Raw genomic sequence first — 17,226 nt, 5'->3', positions numbered from 1 at the left:
TCTGTCTTTATCGTTTTCGCGATACACCCGTCAAGCCTTGACGGCCGTCAACGAGTTTCTGAATTTGATTCTCCGTCCATTCTCTAGTAGCTTCGTGACCGGAATGCATGGATACATTGACTGCCTTGTCGGCTAGATGCATAAGTAGAGCTTGAGCATGACTGATTGCATGAGGAACAGAGAAAAAAAGTACATGTCGAGAATAGCCTCTGAGAATAATGGTTCTTGAAAGCAGAGAGCTTCCTACGGCATTTGCAATGCGACTCTCAATCCAATCTTTGCTCATCGGGGTTCGGGATGGGGCCGAAGCCTTGACCGCAGTTGTACCATTCTGCAGTTTAGGAGGAGCCTGCTTGCTTTGTCTCCCCCGTCGAGGACTCGAACTACTCCGTGCATCCTTCCCTGTTTTATCACTCAAATCCCGCAACAACGAGGCCAACGACTTGGTTGGATCATAACTGGCCTTGGCTTCGATAATTGCGTACGGTTTGTTGCCGTTCGATTTCCACACCGCGTCGATTCCGCGTCCTCGCACTCTGAGTGGCCACAACTGCACGAGTTCGGAGTCATCGTTCAGCTTGGCTATGTTCTTTCGGCCCCCGTCATGCCTGGCTCGCTCGCCCCATCGCTTAACCTCTTGGCAATGGTAGTCAGCCATGTGCTCTCCCAGCACTCCAAGGGCCTTCTGCTTCAATTGCCCCAGTGTACGTCGTGCAAGTTCTGACGATTTTGTCTGATTCGCGTGTGTACCGTCATTGGCATCGGCCTTGCTTTTAGTTCCCCCCTTTGCCTCTGTGTTGGGCTTGGCGGACGGCGTAGTTTTGCCAGGCTTGGCCACAGGCGCCTCTGCAGAGGTCTTTCGGCCCCGGGTGAGCCAGCCGTCCACTTCACGCTTGAATGCATCAAACTGATGAGAAAGATTCTTACGAATGCTGTCTAGCTGCCGTTGCGCAGTAGGACTCAACTGGCGTCTCAGGCTCGGATTGTTGAGCATGTCATCAAGCAACTTCTGGAGCTTGCTTGGATTGAGCATCTCCCGTAGGAATTTCTCCGGGTCGCCCTTGCCGAATTTCCGCATCAGGTCCAGCAGGCTATCAATGTTCGCCGAACCGCTCTTGATCGCACGCAGGCTACGCTTGGTTGCATCGCCGCCACCTGGCACCAGTCCAATGAGCGCGGTGATGAGATTGAACCAGGCCGCGGGCGAAGCCGGCGCCCCCGAGACTTCGATCAGGCCCTTGATGATGTCACGTGCATCGACCACTTGCCCGAGCACAGGTACGCAGCCGATCACCGTTTCGGCCAGGATTGCCCATGGGGCATTGTTATCCCCCTTAAAGAAGCTGATGGCTTCGTCAGTCAGCGAGTCAAACCAACTATTGCGCTTCGAGTCTGCTGCGGCTCTCCCGGTGCGAGCCAATGCACTAGCCGTGTTCATCCTTGTACCTCACCACGCAGCTGTTGCTCCAGAGCTTGCTGTTCTTGTGTGTCAAGGTAGTTCCACAGACTTTCGCCGGCGGATTCGTCAGTATCGTTTAGCAGAGCGAGATACTCCCGTTGCTCGGAGGTGGCCTCTGTCGCCCAGAAATGGTCCGCTTCTGCGAGATATCTCTCGATGTTTGCGATGGCCTCTTCGTTAGTTGTCGAGCCTGTTTTCAACGTGTTGGCGGGCAAGGTTGCCTCCAACGTGAAGGGGCGGGGGTCTTCGCCGTAATAGACCCGGGCAGAGCTATTCGGCACGTTCTCGACGCGCGCGAAGCCTTTGTCGTCGAGTTTGCCTTGCAGGACTGTACCGTCTTCGAACACGAGTTTGTAGGGCGCGCCCGGCACCGGCGAAAGGTCATCGTAGTGATAGTTGAGTTCAAGGAAATTTGGCGCCTGATTGAGCATTCCCACCGGCAGCGCCGCCAACTCCGCCGGATTCCCCCCAGCCCCCACCAACGGATGCCCAGCCCCCTTCACCGACAACAACCCCGGTGTCTCAAACGTAATCGCATTCCCATCCAGCACGATCCGCGACGAGCCGCCGTGCAGCACCACTTTCTTCTGCGCCAGCACCTCGATGCCGTCGGTCGATGAGGTCACCGTCACGGCCTTGTCCGCCATCACCGCCAGCGCATCGGTATGGGCCTGGATGGAAACCGGTCCGCCGGCCGCAATGGCGCGAATCCCATTGTTCTGGCTGAACAGGCTCACGCCCTTGGCCGCGGCCGCGGCGACGGTGTTGCCGGCGCCGACATGCCAGTCAGCCTGTGCCAGTCCCAGCAGGTGGCGTCCGGCAAAGATGCTGGTGGTGGCCTGCGTGGCCAGCGCAATCGAGCTGGGCGATTCTGCGACGAGCCATGGTTGCCCGAAGCGCTCGGCGGCGGTGCCGGTATCCGGGCGCTTGGCGTCCTGCTCGTTGACGCGGTCGGGATAGCTGCCGTCCTGCTGCGGGTCGATGGCCTTGGTCAGCGGTTCGAAAGCGGCGAGCGCTCCCAGCGGCAGCGCCCGCTGCGAGGCGGCGGCATCGGACAGGCGCTGGGCGGTACGCTCGGCGGCGGCGATCTGGCCGCGGGCTTCGCGGATGTCGAGCATGGTGCCGGCGGCCCTGGCCTGGACGGTGGTGGACAGCAGCAAGCCGTTGCCGGCGCGCACGATGGCCCACGCGTCGGTGCGCAGTTCGGCGCCGGTGCCGCGCCAGGCGCCGCGTTCACCGCTGGCGGGAGCCTGCGCGATCACGTAGCCAAGGTTGAGCTGGGTGTCGGCGGCGGAGCTGGCCAGGCGCATGCGCAGCTGGCCAGTGTTGTCGTCGACCACCCACTGGTTGTAGCCGCCGTCGCCAAGGTTGTGCGAATGCCAGCCGGACAGCGCAGTGTTCAGCGGGGCCTCGGTGGCAGGCCAGGGCAGGGCGTCCTGTTCGTTGTGCAGTTGCGCCACCACCATCGGGCGGTCGATGTCGCCATCGAGGTAGGTCAGCATGACCTCGGTGCCGGCGCGGGGCAGGTGATGCGCGCCCCAGTTGGGGCCGGCTGCGGCAGTGGCCACGCGCACCCAGGCGGTGACCTGGGTCAGGTCGTCCTGGGCCGGGTCGGCGGCGGTGTCGGCCCTGGGGTCGGCCATCGGCGCGCGCAGCCACGGCAAGCGCACGCGCACGCGGTGATCGCGCTCGGTGGTCAGCGGGGCGCCGCCTTCGGCGATGACGACGGCAGGCTGTCCTTCCGGAGCGGTGGGCTTGGGGCAGTACACCGGCACGATCGGGGCATCGGCGCGCACGGCTTCGAAGCGGTTGCGGTAGCTGCCGGCCTCGATGTCGGACAGGCCCAGCAGCAACGCTACCTCGGCCCCCAGGTTGTTGGCCGCTTCATGGCGCACGGCCAGCGTGACGAACTCGTTCGCGGCGGTGTCGAAGTGCCCGGTCAGCGTGAAGCGCTCGCCGGCGCCCAGGGCGCGGACGCTGCCTTCGCCTTCGTAGCGCAGGTAGCGGCTTTCATGCGCTTGCGCGCGCAGCTGCGCGGCGCGGCGGGCGGCGTCGGCGTCGGGGAAGCGGTACGTGCCCCGCGTTTCGAAGGACTCCAGTATGGGCCATTCGCCCAGGCTTTCGCTGCCGGCGTCGGCGGCGGTGGCGGCCAGGGACTTGTAGTCCCATGAGGCCACGGTGACGGCGTTGGTGCCGGCGGCGGCCTGCAGCGACCAATGGTCGATGGCGTCTTCGCGCTCGGTGGCGTCGCTGCGGTGAAAGCGGATGCTGGGCTGCGCGCAGGCGGGGCGTTCGGCCTGGTTGTCGAAGATGACCAGGCAATGACGGGACTGGGTCTTGTCATCCTGGCTGGATTGTTCGGCGCCGTCCTGCTGATGCTCGAAGCGGTAAGACAGGCCTTCCTCCGCCAGCAGCCGCGTAACAAAGGCAAGATCCGTCTCGCGATACTGGCAGCAGACCGAGCGCTTGCGCAGCGGCTGGCTCACCGCCATGCGGTATTGGGCCAGCGCATAGTCTGCCAGCACGTCTTCGATGACCTCGAGCGCGGTCTTGTCCTGGTAGACATAGCAATCGGTGCGAGCGCGCAGCTGATCGAACCAGGTGCCGACCGTCAGCCGGTAGCGCGCCAGGCCACCGTCGCCGCCGATGGCCGCGCACGCTTGCACATAGCCATGCCAGGCGCGGCGGCTGCCGTCGGCAAGCATCAGCCGCAGCGTGATTTCCTCGGTGGCCAGGCGCGCGGTGTCCAGGTGCGCAGACGGGCTCAGGCAATCGATCTGCAGCCGGAACGGTGTGCAGACACCTTCCTGTGCGACGAAGCGCTCCACTACCAGGTCGTCGGCGGTAAGCGCCGTCTCCAGCGTGATCTGGCGCGTGCGCTGGCCCAGCAGCCCGGACAGGGCGGCCATCGCGGATGACGGGTAAGAGGACAAGGGCTTCATCGGAGCAGGGTCGCGCTAGAGGGTTCGGCATGCGGGCCTGGATACGGCAGGACCGCCTTCGATGACATCAACGCGGCATCAGGGCAGCGAGATGGTCAGGTGCGAATAACGCGGCCCCAGCTTGATCACCTGCGAGTAACCCTGCAGCGTGTCGCTGGTCTGCGAGCGCAGCGTGGTCGACAGCCCCAGGAAGGCCAGCAGTGCGATCAAGGCAAAGACCGCGCCGAAGATCCACAGCGGGGTTTCGCGCTTGAGTGCGTGCGAGATCTTGTCCGGGATCGGCCAGTGCGGCGCAAAGGCGGCGCGCTTGCCCTTGATCGCCGAGATCTCGTCGCCCAGCCGCGCAGTCAGGTAGGCCAGTTTCTCTGGCCCTTCCAGGATGTACTTGCCGCGGAACCCCAGCAGCAGGCACATGTGGAAGACTTCCAGCGCCTGCAGGCGCGGCGCGCCGTGCGCGCGCAGTTCTTCCAGCTTGGTGAAGAAGCCTTCGCCGGCCAGCTGCTCGCCGAACAGCACCAGTTGCAGCGGCCGCCGCTCCCACGTGCTGCGGATGCTGAAGTTCGACGCCAGGATGGTTTCGTCGATGGCGGCGCAGAAGGCGTACTTGGCATCGAAGATGTCTTCGGCCGCCACATTGAGCCGCTTGGCGCCGCGCTCGAAATCATCGAGGAAATCGCGCACCTTCTGCAGGAACTCTTCGGCGCTGCCCGGCTGCTGGCCATTGCGCAGCAGGAACAGCATGAAAAAGCCATCGTAGAGCAGGTCCAGCAGCGTGCGGGCGTGCATGGCGCCGTCGGCGGAGCCCGCTGCGGCAGGGGATGGCTGGCCGGCCGGCGAGGCGCCGAACAGCGAAGGCGTGGAGGTAGCGCTCATGAGGTCACCGCTATCAGTTCAAGTTTGAGTTCCCGGATGCCGGCCGGGGTGTAGATGGTGATGGTCTGTGCCTGCAGCATGCGGTCGTACAGCGCGCCACGCGCTTCGATCGCGAAATAGCATGCGCCCGGACGCACCGGGATCGCGGGCGGCACCTGCGGCGTGTAGGTCAACGGCACGCCCGGCATCGACGACAGCACCAGCTTGTCCACATCGTCCGGGGCGCCGACCTTGAAGCGGCTGGGGATGGCCTCGACCAGTTCGGCCACGGGCATGTCCGCGCTGACCGACAGGTAGAAGCTGGTCTTGTCGTCGATCTTGCCGGAATCCAGGCGCCCCAGATGGAACGAGGGACGGGTCTCGTCCAGCGCGATCGAGAAGTAGCGCGTGGAGATAACGGTATCGAGCAGGTCGCGGATGATGCTGTCCAGCCGCGCAAAGACCGGGCCCGGACTGTCGTGGTCATAGACCGGCAGATCGGCCAGCGTGTGGCTCTTCGAAAAAGTCATCAGCGCGCCGGCCAGCCGCAGCATTTCCTGGAACAGCCGCTCGGGATGCAGTTCGGGATGGTGGAACAGGTGCGCCAGCGCAGCGAAAGAGGCGTTGGCAGTGTGCAGCAGCCAGAACGACGCGATATCGCCCGAGCGGAACTCGATGATGTTCTTGGTGGGTTCGCGATGGAAGCCGTACAGCGCGTTGACCTTGGCCTGCAGCGCATCGATCAGCCGCCGCAGGCGCAGGTACAGCACCGCCGACGCATTGATCGACAAGCTCGGGGCGACAAAGGTCTCGTCCAGTTCGAAGCCGCCGGTCGCGGTACGCCGGATGCGCACGACCGGCAGGGAGATGAACTGGTCGCGCGGCTCGGTCTCGGCCACCAGCCGCACCGCCTTTTTCAGGTAAGTGATGGCGGCCGGCTCGGCTTCCGTGAACAGGTCCGAGGTTTCGGTCTGCAGGCCGACATAGCGGGACGACAGCGATCCTTCCGCGTCGTCGCGGTAGTTGCCGCCGGCGTCGTGCAGCGGCTGCAGCGCCAGGTAGAAGGTCAGTTCAGAAGTGCCGGCGGGAATCGCGTCAAGCACCACCGGCGGTGGCAGCTCGTCGGCCTGGGGCGCGGAATACAGCTCGCCGTCGGGAAAGAACAGCGACAGCTCGGTGACGCGCAGCACCCCGCTGGCGAGCGCATCGGTGTCAAAGCTGGCATTGCGCACGCCCCAGCCGTAGGGCTGGATCACTTGCGCAGTGGCGTGCAGGCGCGACTCATGGTAGGCGTCCTGCCGCTGGAAATGCTGGGGCCGCAGGAACAGGCCTTCGCCCCACAGAATCTTGGCGGAATAACTCACGTTTGCCTTTGTTGTCCTTGTTGGTGCCGGGTCGGCTACGTCAGGTGCGGCAGCCGGCTGCCGAGACCAGGTTCAGGTTGCTGCTGGCCGCTGCGCCGGCCGGCGTGATGGCATCGCCCACGGTCAGCGTCATGGCGCAGGCGTGCAGGCCGATGGTCACGCCGGACTTTTCGCTCCTGGCGCTGTCGAACGCGAATTTCCAGCGCTGCGGGGCAGGGCTGCGAAACAGCGCCACCACGCCGAAGGTGCCCGCCTCGCGCGTGATCTTTTCCACGATTTCATAGCGCTGGCCGGGAATTAGAGTCATCTCTCTAACTTGTACCAGGTCAGCGCCGAGTGTCTTCTGCTCTCGTTGCGGATCGATGAAGGTATCGAACGGTGCCTGCAGGAAGCTGGTGGGGTCCTTCAGCTTGTAGAGCCGCACCACGATGGCGGCCGGCCGGTTATCGGCCGCCGCATTCAGGTTGTTGCCGGCGTACAGCTTGAGCGGGACTTCGCGCGGCGGCTTCTGCGATTCCGGCACGTTGGACGGCTTGAGGCCAACGGCTTCCAGCGCACCGCTGGCTGCCCCCGCGAGCAGCGTGCCGCCGACCGAGCAGCCTGTCAGCGCCGCAATGCAAGCGGCTGCGGCCAGGCCTGCGCCAAGCCTGGAGCACGGACCCGCAGCGGGGCGGCGCGCGGCGCGAGCGCTTGGCTCGCTGTACGGCTCCCGACTGAATTCAATTTGTCGCATGACAGAAATTAAAACTATCTAATTCAGCAGACGGAGACTTATCCGACAAACGGTAGAGAACTACCAAAAAGTACTAATGCTGACAATATCTTCCGATCTGTTGTCAGCCGTAAGCGGCAGAGTGTACTATTCCGGCCAATTCGGGTTCAACACAGTTCTGACATTATTGGCATTTGGCACTTTTCCTAGCCGGAGCTTGCCAGGGCCAGGCCCGGATCGCCCCGCCGCAATCTTGAACTTTCACAGAGACTCGCCGTGAACGACTACAAGCCCAAGTCAGGAATCCATCGCACCCTGGTGATGCTGGCCAGCACCGCCGTGCTGCTCGCCGGCTGCGCAACCTCCAATCCGGGGCCGCAGAGCGATGAGTCGTTCAAGCAGAGCATGTCCGAGGCCGAAGCGGCCCTGGCCAGCGGACAGCGCGAGCAGGCCATCAGCCTGTTCGAGCAGATCGCCAAGAACAACCCGACGCGCGAAGAGCCGTGGTCGCGCATGGCGCAAATCGAGTTTGGTGCCGAGCACTATCCGCAGGCAATCGTCGCGGCCGAAGAAGCGCTGCAGCGCGACGCCACCGACCGCAAGGCCAAGAGCGTGCTGGCGGTCAGCGGCCTGCGCGTGGCGCGCCGCTCGCTGCAGGAACTACGCGCCGACAGCGCGCTGGCCGGCGACGTCCGCTCCGACGCCCAGTTGCTGGCCCAGATGCTGCGCGACACGCTGGGCGAGCAGGTGCTGTTCCCGCGCGAGAAGAATGCCGCGCCCGTGGCCAAGCCGGCTCCGCGCCGCCGTGCCGCGCCTGCCAAGCCGACCGCCGCCGCGGCGCAGCCGGCACAGCCTGCGGCTGCGGGCGGCGGCAACGCAGACCCGTTCGGCGCCCTGCGCTGATTCCCAGACCGGATTCCGCCAGATCGGAGAGTAGTGATGGCCAAGAAAGAGAGTGTCCAGAAGCGCCTGCAGAAGGTGCGTCCCCCGCGTGTGCAACTGACGTACGACGTCGAGAAGGGCGACGCCATCGAGCAGAAGGAATTGCCCTTTGTCGTGGGCGTGGTGGCTGACCTGTCGGGCCAGTCTGAAGTGGCGCAGCCCAAGCTGCGCGACCGCAAGTTCGTCAATATCGATCGCGACAACTTCGACGACGTCATGGCCGGCATCGAGCCGCGCGCGGCGTTCCAGGTGCCCAACACGCTTTCCGAGGAAGGCGGCAAGTTTGGCGTGGACCTGAAGTTCCATTCCCTCGAAGACTTCAATCCGGAAGCCGTGGTCGAGCAGATCGAGCCGCTGCGCAAGCTGCTCGAAGCCCGCTCCAAGCTGGCCGACCTGCGCAACAAGCTGGCAGGCAACGACAAGCTGGAAGACCTGCTTTCGGAAGTGCTGACCAATACCGAGTCGCTGCAAAAGCTCGGTGCCAATGCCAGGAACGGTGGCGACGATGCTTGATAACCAGTCCGCTGCAGTTGCCCAGCCCGGTGCGGCTGTCGGCACGTTGAACCTGCTCGACGAGATCGTCGAGCAAAGCAAGGTGGCGAAGTCGGATTCCGAGCATGCGCGCGCCAAGGACATCATCGGCGAGCTGGTCAGCCAGGTGCTGGATGGTACCGTGGTGGTGTCCGACAACCTGTCGGCGACGCTGGATGCGCGCGTGGCCGAGCTGGATCGCCTGATCTCCGCACAACTCAGCGCCGTGATGCATGCGCCCGAGTTCCAGAAGCTGGAGAGCACGTGGCGCGGCCTGTCGTACCTGGTCAAGGAAACGCAGACCGGCACGATGATCAAGATCAAGGCCTTGAACGCGACCAAGCGCGACCTGGTGCGTGACTTCAAGACCGCGATCGACTTCGACCAGAGCGCGCTGTTCAAGAAGGTCTACGAAGAAGAGTTCGGCACCTTTGGCGGCGCCCCGTTCGGTGCGCTGATCGGCGACTACGAGATCACGCGCCAGCCCGAGGACGTGTATTTCATCGAGCAGATGTCGCACGTGGCCTCGGCCTCGCACGCACCGTTCATCGCGTCGGCGTCGCCCGAGCTGCTCGGCCTGGAAACCTTCGCCGATCTCGGCAAGCCGCGCGATCTGGCCAAGGTGTTCGATACCGTCGAGTATGCCAAGTGGAAGTCGTTCCGCGAATCCGAGGATTCGCGCTACGTCGGCCTGACCATGCCGCGCTTCCTGGGGCGCCTGCCGTACAACCCCAAGGACGGCACCACGGTCGAGGGCTTCAATTTCGTCGAGGATGTCGACGGCACCGACCATGGCAAATATCTGTGGTGCAACGCCGCCTGGGCCTTCGGCGCGCGTCTGACCGCAGCCTTTGAAGATTTTGGCTGGTGCGCAGCCATCCGCGGCGTCGAAGGCGGCGGCCTGGTCGAGGACCTGCCGACGCATACCTTCAAGACCGACGATGGCGAGATCGCACTCAAGTGCCCGACCGAGATCGCCATCACCGATCGCCGTGAGAAAGAACTGAGCGACCTCGGCTTCATCCCGCTGGTGCATTGCAAGAACTCGGACTATGCCGCGTTCTTCGCCGCCCAGTCGGTGCAGAAGCCCAAGAAGTACAACACCGACAGCGCCAACGCCAATGCCGTGCTGTCGGCGCAGCTGCAGTACATCTTCTCGGTGTCGCGCGTGGCGCACTACCTGAAGGCCATGATGCGAGACAAGATCGGCAGCTTTGCTTCAGCGCAGAACGTGGAGAGCTTCCTGAACCGCTGGATCTCCCAATACGTTCTGCTGGACGACAACGCCAGCCAGGAGCAGAAGGCTCAGTTCCCCCTGCGGGAAGCCTCGATCCAGGTGTCGGAGGTACCCGGCAAGCCGGGCACCTACCGCTCCGTCGCCTTCCTGCGCCCGCACTTCCAGCTTGATGAACTTTCGATCTCGCTGCGGCTGGTTGCGGATTTGCCGAAAGCGGCAAACTCCTGACCGCGATCCCTGCGGGGGAATGCGGGCGCAGTACCTAGCAATGCCAGGCAACTGGCAAGAAGCCTAAATAGCGATTTTCATCGAGGGTCTTTCCATGAAGGATATCTACGTCAAGTTCGGCAGCCCGGCAATCAAGGGCGAATCGCAAGACAAGGACCACAAGGACTGGATCGAGGTCAACACCTGGAAGCACAGCATCACGCAGCCGCGTTCGGCAACCGCGTCCACCGCGGGCGGCCATACCGCCGAGCGTTGCGAGCACGGCGAGATGGTGTTCACCAAGGATCTGGACGTGGTCAGCCCGCTGCTGTACCAGCACGTGTCGGGCGGCACCACGTTCGACGAAGTCACCATCGACTTCCTGCGTGCCGACGGTGAAGGCAAGCGGGTCAAGTACCTGGAAATCAAGCTGAAGAACGCCATCCTGGGTGCGGTGTCGGCCAACGTGGTTGCCGAAGGCATCCCCAGCGACAGCTTCACGCTGAAGTACGCTGCCGTGCAGTGGAAGTACACGCAGCAGAAGATCGGCGGCAACCAGGGCGGCAACTCGCAGGGCGCCTGGAGCCTGACCAAGAACGACAAGACCTACTCGGTCTGACGTTACTGCAGCCAAGCCTTGCCGCGGCAGCGTTGCCGCGGCATTTGCTTGTTCGCTCCCATGAAAGGCTTTGAGCCCAGCCTGCTCGACAAGCTCTTCGACGACGAGCCGCACGCGCCACTGCCCAGCGCGCTGCGGCAATTGTCGCTGGAGGAGCTGAAGGCGACGGTCGCCCGCGACATCGAGTCGCTGCTGAATACGCGCATCGTCCATGAGGATGCCGATTTCAACGGCTTGCCCGAATGCCGGCGGTCGCTGCTGACCTACGGGCTCAATGACTTCGCGGGGCTGAGCCTGGCCAGCTTCGATGACCGCCAGTACATTTGCCAGTCGTTGCGCAATGCGATCGAGCGCCATGAGCCGCGCTTGCAGAACGTCAACGTCGCGCTGTCGGTCAACGAGCGGGCCACCAGCGTGCTGTGCTTTGGCATCAGCGCGGTGCTGCTGGTGGGGCCCGCGCGCGAGCCGGTCAGCTTCGATGCCATGTTGCAGCCATCGACGCTGCAGTACTCGGTCACGCGGGGGCGGGGCTGAAGCGCGGCGCGGGTCAGGTTGGCCTTCGGAGCCACAGACCTCCATCGTTGCGTACCCGCCTTACTAGTGTCACCACCGGCCACACAGAATGGAAGACTTGCTGCCATATTACGAACGCGAACTGGCCTTCCTGCGCCGGTATTCGCGCGACTTTGCCGAGCGCTATCCCAAGATTGCGGCGCGCCTGGCAATGTCGGCCGATGGCTGCGACGACCCCCACGTCGAGCGGATGATCGAATCGTTCGCCTTCCTGTCCGCCCGCATCAGCAAGAAGCTCGACGACGAGTACCCCGAATTCACCGAAGCGCTGCTGGAGGTGCTGTACCCGCACTACCTGAGCCCGTTTCCGTCCTGCTCGATTGCGCATTTCGACGTGGCCGGCATGGCCGCGCAGTTGAGCGCGCCGGTCACGGTGCCGCGCGGCACGTTGCTGACCACGCGCCCGGTGCGCAAGGTGGAGTGCCGTTTCCGCACGGCCTATGACGTGACCTTCCTGCCGTTGCGGGTCGCTGCCGCGGGCTTTGAGCGGGCGGTGTCCGCGCCGTCGACGGTGACCTTGCCGAAGGGCGCCACGGGCGCCATCTCGATCGAACTGGAGTACCTGGGCGAGCAGGGCGGCTTCGATGCACTGGGCCGCCAGGCGGTGCGCGTCTACCTGGATGGCGAGCCGTCATTCGTGGCGGCCCTGGGCGACGCGCTATTCCTGCACATGGCCGCGGCGTATGTGGAAGAGCGCCCGGGTGTGTGGAAGCGCCTGCAGCGGGTGCCGCTGCGCGAGGTGGGTTTCGGCGCGGACGAGGCGCTGATCGACACCCCCGCGCGCTCGCATCCGGCATACCGCCTGCTGAGCGAGCATTTCGGCTTTGCCGAGAAATTCAACTTCTTCGATCTCGACCTGGACCCGGTTCAGCGGGCGCTGTTGCCCGGCGGCGCTGTGCGCCGCGTGACGCTGCATCTGGTGCTGACAGACGTGCGCAGCGACAGCAACACCGCGCGCCTGCTTGAAGGGCTTGGCGCTGCTCACCTGCGCCTGCACTGCACGCCGGTGGTCAACCTGTTCCGGCAAAAGGCCGACCCGATTCGCATCGAGCATACCGCCACCGCTTATCCGGTGGTGGCCGACAGCCGCCGCGCGCATGGTTTCGAGATCTATTCGATCGACCAGGTGCAACTGGTGCGTGAAACCGCAGCCAGTCACGACGTGGTGGAGTTCCGGCCGTTCTACTCTCTGCACCACGGCGAAAATCCGGGCAGCGCCGGCCATTACTGGATCGCCCGCCGCAATGCCCTGGTAGCGGAACGCAGCCCGGGCTTCGAGACCGAAATCTCCATCGTCGATTCGGACTTCGATCCCGCAAGCCCGCGCACGGAAACGCTGAGCCTGAGCGTGACCTGCACCAACCGCGACCTGCCCGCGCTGCTGGCGTTCGGGCAGCCCGATGGCGACCTGACCATGGAGGGCAGCTCGATCGCCCGCCGCATCAGCTTCCTGCGCAAGCCGACGCCGTCGATGCGGCTGAGCAGCGGGCGCTCGTCGCAGTGGCGGCTGGTTTCGCTGCTGGCGCTGAATCACCTGTCCCTTGTGCAGAACGGCCTGGCCACGCTCAAGGAGATGCTGCGCCTGCATGACCTGCCGCGCAGCGCGATCTCGGCGCGGCAGATCGAAGGCATCGTCGGCCTGGATTACAAGCCGACGACGCAGTGGCTGGCCGGCAAGCCGTTCGCCACCTTTGTGCGCGGGATCGAGATCCAGCTGACGCTGGACGAGGATGCCTTCGTCGGCACCGGCCTGCATCGCTTTATCCGGGTCATGGATCATTTCTTTGGCCTCTATGTCCACCTGAACAGCTTTGTGCAGCTGGTCGCGGTATCGCGCCGCGGCGGCAAGGAACTGGCAAGATGCGCACCCCGCAGCGGCGAATCGATCCTGGTGTAATCCGCACGCTGCTGCGGCAACCCTACCGCTACGAGTTCTTCCAGGCGGTGCGGTTGCTCGAGCTGCACTATGCGCGCGAAGGTGCCGGCACACCGGAGCAGGTGCTGGCCACGCGCGTCGCCTTCCGCAACACCCTGTCGCTGTCGTTCCCGCCCAGCGAGCTGCAGTCCATCGAGGCCGCCACAGCGCTGAATGGCGAGCTGGATAGCGACGCGGCCTTTGCGCAGGCCCTGGCCGATGGTGCGCTGGACCAGGTGTCGATCACGCCCACCTTCTTCGGGATGCTGGGCGCGCAGGGCGCGCTGCCGCTGCACTACACCGAGATCGTGGCAGAACGCGAAACCCTGCGCCGCGACCGCGCCGCACGCGCCTTCTTCGATATCTTTTCCAATCGCGCCACGGCGCTGTTCTACCAGGCGTGGAAAAAGTACCGGCTGCCGTTCCAGCACGAAGTCGACCGCAACCGGCACTACCTGCCACTGCTGCTGTCGCTGGCCGGCATGGCGGACAAGTCCATGCGGCGCGGCCTGTCTGCCACGGCCGGGGTCGTGCATGACGAAGCGCTGGCCGGGTATGCCACCGCCGCGCGCCACCGGCCGGTATCGGCTGCCTATTTGCAGCAGGTGCTGTCCGACTATTTCCAGGCTGAAGTGCGCGTGGAGCAGTTCGTCGGCGGCTGGTACCAGGTGCCGCCGTCACAGTATTCGCGGCTTGGCGGCACCAACAACCTGCTGGGCGCCACTGCCCTTGCCGGGGCCCGCGTCTGGCAGCGGGACCTGCGCGTGCGGATCTGGATGGGGCCGCTGGGCCGCGAACAGTATCGAAACTTCCTGCCGGGTGCCGAAGGCGCCCTGGCCTTGCGCAAGATGGTGACGGTGCTGTGCGGCGCGACGCTGGAGTATGAAGTCGGCCTTATTTTGCGCGCCAGCGACGTATCCGGCTGCGCGCTTGGCGCCAAGGGCAGCGGCAGGCTTGGCTGGGATACCTTCCTCAGCACCAGGCCCGCGCGGCAGGACCGCAGCGATGCGCGCTACACGCTTGCGCCCGTGCATTGAGTACAGCTTTGCTTTCGTCCCGATTTCGCCACTGACGCGCACCACCAACGCGATTCACACCTACCGGAGCCCAAGCCGCCATGGCCATTCCCCTCAAGACGTTGATCGCCAAACTGAATGCAAGCTGCCGGCAGGCCGCGGAGCGCGCCGCGTCGCTGTGCATGGCGCGCGGCAACTATGAGGTCGACCTGGAGCACCTGTTCCTGGCGCTGCTGGAAAACGCGCGCAGCGATTTCTCGGTGGCCGTGCGCGCCAGCGGCATCGATGCCTCGGCGCTGCAGCGCGACCTGGAAGCGGAAATCGCGCGCTTCAAGGACGGCAACACGCGCACGCCGGCTTTTTCGCCTTATCTGCCGAAGCTGTTCGAACATGCGTGGCTGATTGCGTCGCTCGACTCCCAGACCACCCGCATCCGATCCGGCCACCTGCTGCTGGCCCTGCTGACCGAGCCGGCGCTGGCGCCGCTGGCAGTACGCGGCTCGCATCGCTTTGCCGAGTTCGATGCGGACCGCCTCAAGCATGATTTCGACAAGCTGACCGCCGGTTCCGAAGAGCGGGAGCAGGCGGTGGACATGGCCGAGGGCAGCGGGATCACGGCAAACGCCAACGGTGCCACGGCGGCGCCCGCGCTGACCGCGACGCCGGCGCTTGACCAGTTCACCGTCGACCTGACCCAATCCGCCCGCGATGGCCGCATCGATCCGGTGATCGGGCGCGATGCCGAGATCCGCCAGGTCATCGACATCCTGATGCGGCGCCGGCAGAACAACCCGATCCTGACCGGCGAGGCGGGCGTCGGCAAGACCGCGGTGGTCGAAGGCCTTGCGCAGCGTATTGCGGTGGGCGACGTGCCGCCGCCGCTGCAAGGCGTGACCGTGCGTACGCTCGACATGGGGCTGCTGCAGGCCGGTGCCAGCGTCAAAGGCGAATTCGAGAATCGCCTGAAGAACGTGATCGAGGAAGTCCGCAAGAGCCCGCAGCCCATCATCCTGTTTATCGACGAGGCCCATACCATCATCGGCGCGGGCGGCCAGGCCGGGCAGAACGATGCCGCCAACCTGCTCAAGCCGGCGCTGGCGCGCGGCGAGCTGCGGACCATCGCCGCGACTACCTGGAGCGAGTACAAGAAGTACTTCGAGAAGGACGCCGCCCTGGCGCGGCGCTTCCAGGTGGTCAAGGTCGACGAGCCCAGCGAGACGCTGGCCGCAGCGATGCTGCGCGGCATGGTTCCGCTGATGGAGCGCCATTTCGGCGTGCGCGTGCTGGACGAAGCCATCACCGAGGCGGTGCGCCTGTCGCATCGCTACATCAGCGGCCGCCAGCTGCCGGACAAGGCGGTCAGCGTGCTCGATACCGCTTGCGCCAAGGTGGCGCTGGGGCAGAATGCCACGCCAGGCGCGATCGAGGACGATCGCAAGGCGCTTGAGCGCCTTGCCGTGGAGCTGGCCGCGCTGCAGCGCGAGGAACGCGCCGGCGCCGCGCACGCGGAGCGTCTGGCAACGCTGGAAGCACAGCGTGCCGAACTGGAACAACGCGTGGCCGCCGCCGATGCACGCCTGGCGCAGGAGCGCGAGTTGGTGGCGCGCATCCAGGCACTGCGTACGGCACGAGAGCAGGGCAACGATGCGGAGATGGAAGCAGCCGCCCCGGCCATGGCCGCCAACAGCGATGTGGTGGCCATGCCGCGCAAGGGCAGCCGCAAGGCAGCCGCTGCGGCTGCGGAGCCCGACGAACTCGAGCGGCTGCTGGCGGAACTTCGTGCGCTCCAGGGTGAAGCGCCGATGGTGCCGTTGCAGGTGGACGGGCACGTGGTTTCCGAGATCGTATCGGCATGGACCGGGATTCCGCTCGGGCGCATGGTCAAGGACGAGCTGCGCACGGTGCTGAACCTGAAGCCCTTGCTGGCCGCGCGCGTGATCGGCCAGGACCATGCGCTGGATGCAATCGCCCAGCGCGTGCGCACCGCCACCGCGAACCTGGAAGATCCCAACAAGCCGCGCGGCGTGTTCCTGTTCGCAGGCCCGTCCGGCGTGGGCAAGACCGAAACCGCGCTGGCGCTGGCAGACATCCTCTACGGTGGCGAACGCAAGCTCATCACCATCAACATGAGCGAGTACCAGGAAGCGCACAGCGTGTCGGGGCTGAAGGGATCGCCGCCGGGCTATGTCGGTTATGGCGAGGGCGGCGTGCTGACCGAGGCCGTCCGCCGCAACCCCTACAGCGTGGTGTTGCTGGACGAGATCGAGAAGGCCCACCCGGATGTGCTGGAGATGTTCTTCCAGGTGTTCGACAAAGGCGAGATGGACGATGCCGAAGGGCGGCCCATCGACTTCCGCAACACCATCATCATCCTGACGTCGAATGTCGGCTCGTCGGCCATCATGCAGGCATGCCTGAACAAGCCGGCAGAGGAACTGCCTGACGCCGACGCCCTGGCCGAGATGCTGCGACCGACACTGTACAAGGCCTTCAAGCCGGCCTTCCTGGGACGTACCAAGGTAGTGCCGTACTACCCGATTCCGGACGACGTGCTGGTGGAGATCATCACGCTCAAGCTGGGCCGCATCCGCGACCGTGTGGCCGCCAACCACCAGGCGGAATTCCAATGGGATAACGCGCTGGTCGAGGCGGTGCTGGCGCGCTGCACGGAAGTCGATGCCGGTGCGCGTGCGGTCGACCATATCCTGAACGGGACGTTGCTTCCGGAGATCGCGCAGACCGTGCTGGTGCGCATGGCCGAGGGCGGTGGTGTCGACAAGATCAAGGTCACCACGGGCAAGAACGGTGAGTTCAAGTACCGCATCAGCTGATATCGGCATGCGCAGACTCGTGACAT

At 64.8% G+C, this 17,226-nt stretch carries 13 protein-coding genes; 8 read left to right on the top strand and 5 right to left on the bottom strand.

Annotated elements, in window-relative coordinates; translation table 11 throughout:
* Positions 1 to 7 precede the first annotated feature (7 nt).
* The 5 genes from A2G96_RS33580 to tssJ form a co-directional block, all read right to left on the bottom strand.
* Entirely contained in the window at positions 8 to 1,438 is a 1,431-nt protein-coding gene (locus tag A2G96_RS33580) for a hypothetical protein (RefSeq protein WP_150124265.1), read from the bottom strand.
* On the bottom strand, positions 1,435 to 4,401 hold the full coding sequence (locus A2G96_RS27100; RefSeq protein WP_231909666.1) for a type VI secretion system Vgr family protein: 2,967 nt from the start codon (positions 4,399 to 4,401) through the stop codon (positions 1,435 to 1,437). The genes A2G96_RS33580 and A2G96_RS27100 overlap by 4 nt, the downstream gene beginning before the upstream one ends.
* 78 nt (positions 4,402 to 4,479) lie before the next feature.
* A complete protein-coding gene (gene icmH / locus A2G96_RS27095) occupies positions 4,480 to 5,274 on the bottom strand; it encodes a type IVB secretion system protein IcmH/DotU (RefSeq protein WP_062803263.1) in 795 nt (264 codons plus the stop codon).
* Complete coding sequence (gene tssK / locus A2G96_RS27090; RefSeq protein ID WP_018007532.1) at positions 5,271 to 6,617, bottom strand: type VI secretion system baseplate subunit TssK; 1,347 nt, start codon at positions 6,615 to 6,617, stop codon at positions 5,271 to 5,273. The genes icmH and tssK overlap by 4 nt, the downstream gene beginning before the upstream one ends.
* 40 nt (positions 6,618 to 6,657) lie before the next feature.
* Positions 6,658 to 7,350: a type VI secretion system lipoprotein TssJ gene (gene tssJ, locus A2G96_RS27085; protein WP_082819111.1), complete on the bottom strand. Its 693-nt coding sequence runs from the start codon at positions 7,348 to 7,350 to the stop codon at positions 6,658 to 6,660.
* Positions 7,351 to 7,650: 300 nt separating this feature from the next.
* On the opposite strand from tssJ, the gene A2G96_RS27080 reads away from it, so the two are divergent.
* From A2G96_RS27080 to tssH, 8 genes are all read left to right on the top strand, one after another.
* Positions 7,651 to 8,232, top strand: coding sequence for a tetratricopeptide repeat protein (locus A2G96_RS27080; protein WP_062804150.1), 582 nt, complete (start codon positions 7,651 to 7,653; stop codon positions 8,230 to 8,232).
* A gap of 36 nt (positions 8,233 to 8,268) precedes the next feature.
* Entirely contained in the window at positions 8,269 to 8,784 is a 516-nt protein-coding gene (gene tssB / locus A2G96_RS27075; RefSeq protein WP_012355842.1) for a type VI secretion system contractile sheath small subunit, read from the top strand.
* The gene (tssC, locus tag A2G96_RS27070; protein WP_062803262.1) at positions 8,777 to 10,267 is read left to right on the top strand and encodes a type VI secretion system contractile sheath large subunit; all 1,491 of its coding nucleotides are present in this window, start codon (positions 8,777 to 8,779) and stop codon (positions 10,265 to 10,267) included. Before tssB ends, tssC begins: the two co-directional genes overlap by 8 nt.
* A gap of 94 nt (positions 10,268 to 10,361) precedes the next feature.
* The gene (locus A2G96_RS27065) at positions 10,362 to 10,865 is read left to right on the top strand and encodes an Hcp family type VI secretion system effector (protein ID WP_012355844.1); all 504 of its coding nucleotides are present in this window, start codon (positions 10,362 to 10,364) and stop codon (positions 10,863 to 10,865) included.
* Between the two features lie 60 nt (positions 10,866 to 10,925).
* Positions 10,926 to 11,399, top strand: coding sequence for a type VI secretion system baseplate subunit TssE (gene tssE / locus A2G96_RS27060; RefSeq protein ID WP_012355845.1), 474 nt, complete (start codon positions 10,926 to 10,928; stop codon positions 11,397 to 11,399).
* 88 nt (positions 11,400 to 11,487) lie between these two features.
* Positions 11,488 to 13,335 carry a type VI secretion system baseplate subunit TssF gene (gene tssF / locus A2G96_RS27055; RefSeq protein WP_062803261.1) on the top strand — a complete coding sequence of 616 codons (1,848 nt, stop codon included), beginning with the start codon at positions 11,488 to 11,490 and terminating at the stop codon, positions 13,333 to 13,335.
* Positions 13,299 to 14,390 carry a type VI secretion system baseplate subunit TssG gene (tssG, locus tag A2G96_RS27050; RefSeq protein ID WP_062803260.1) on the top strand — a complete coding sequence of 364 codons (1,092 nt, stop codon included), beginning with the start codon at positions 13,299 to 13,301 and terminating at the stop codon, positions 14,388 to 14,390. The genes tssF and tssG overlap by 37 nt, the downstream gene beginning before the upstream one ends.
* Positions 14,391 to 14,470: 80 nt before the next feature.
* Positions 14,471 to 17,200 carry a type VI secretion system ATPase TssH gene (gene tssH, locus A2G96_RS27045; protein ID WP_062803259.1) on the top strand — a complete coding sequence of 910 codons (2,730 nt, stop codon included), beginning with the start codon at positions 14,471 to 14,473 and terminating at the stop codon, positions 17,198 to 17,200.
* Positions 17,201 to 17,226 lie beyond the last annotated feature (26 nt).

The organism is Cupriavidus nantongensis (assembly GCF_001598055.1).
GTDB classification, from domain to species: domain Bacteria; phylum Pseudomonadota; class Gammaproteobacteria; order Burkholderiales; family Burkholderiaceae; genus Cupriavidus; species Cupriavidus nantongensis.
The sequence above is the reverse complement of the archived record's forward strand: the minus strand, read 5'-3'. Positions and strand labels throughout refer to the sequence as shown.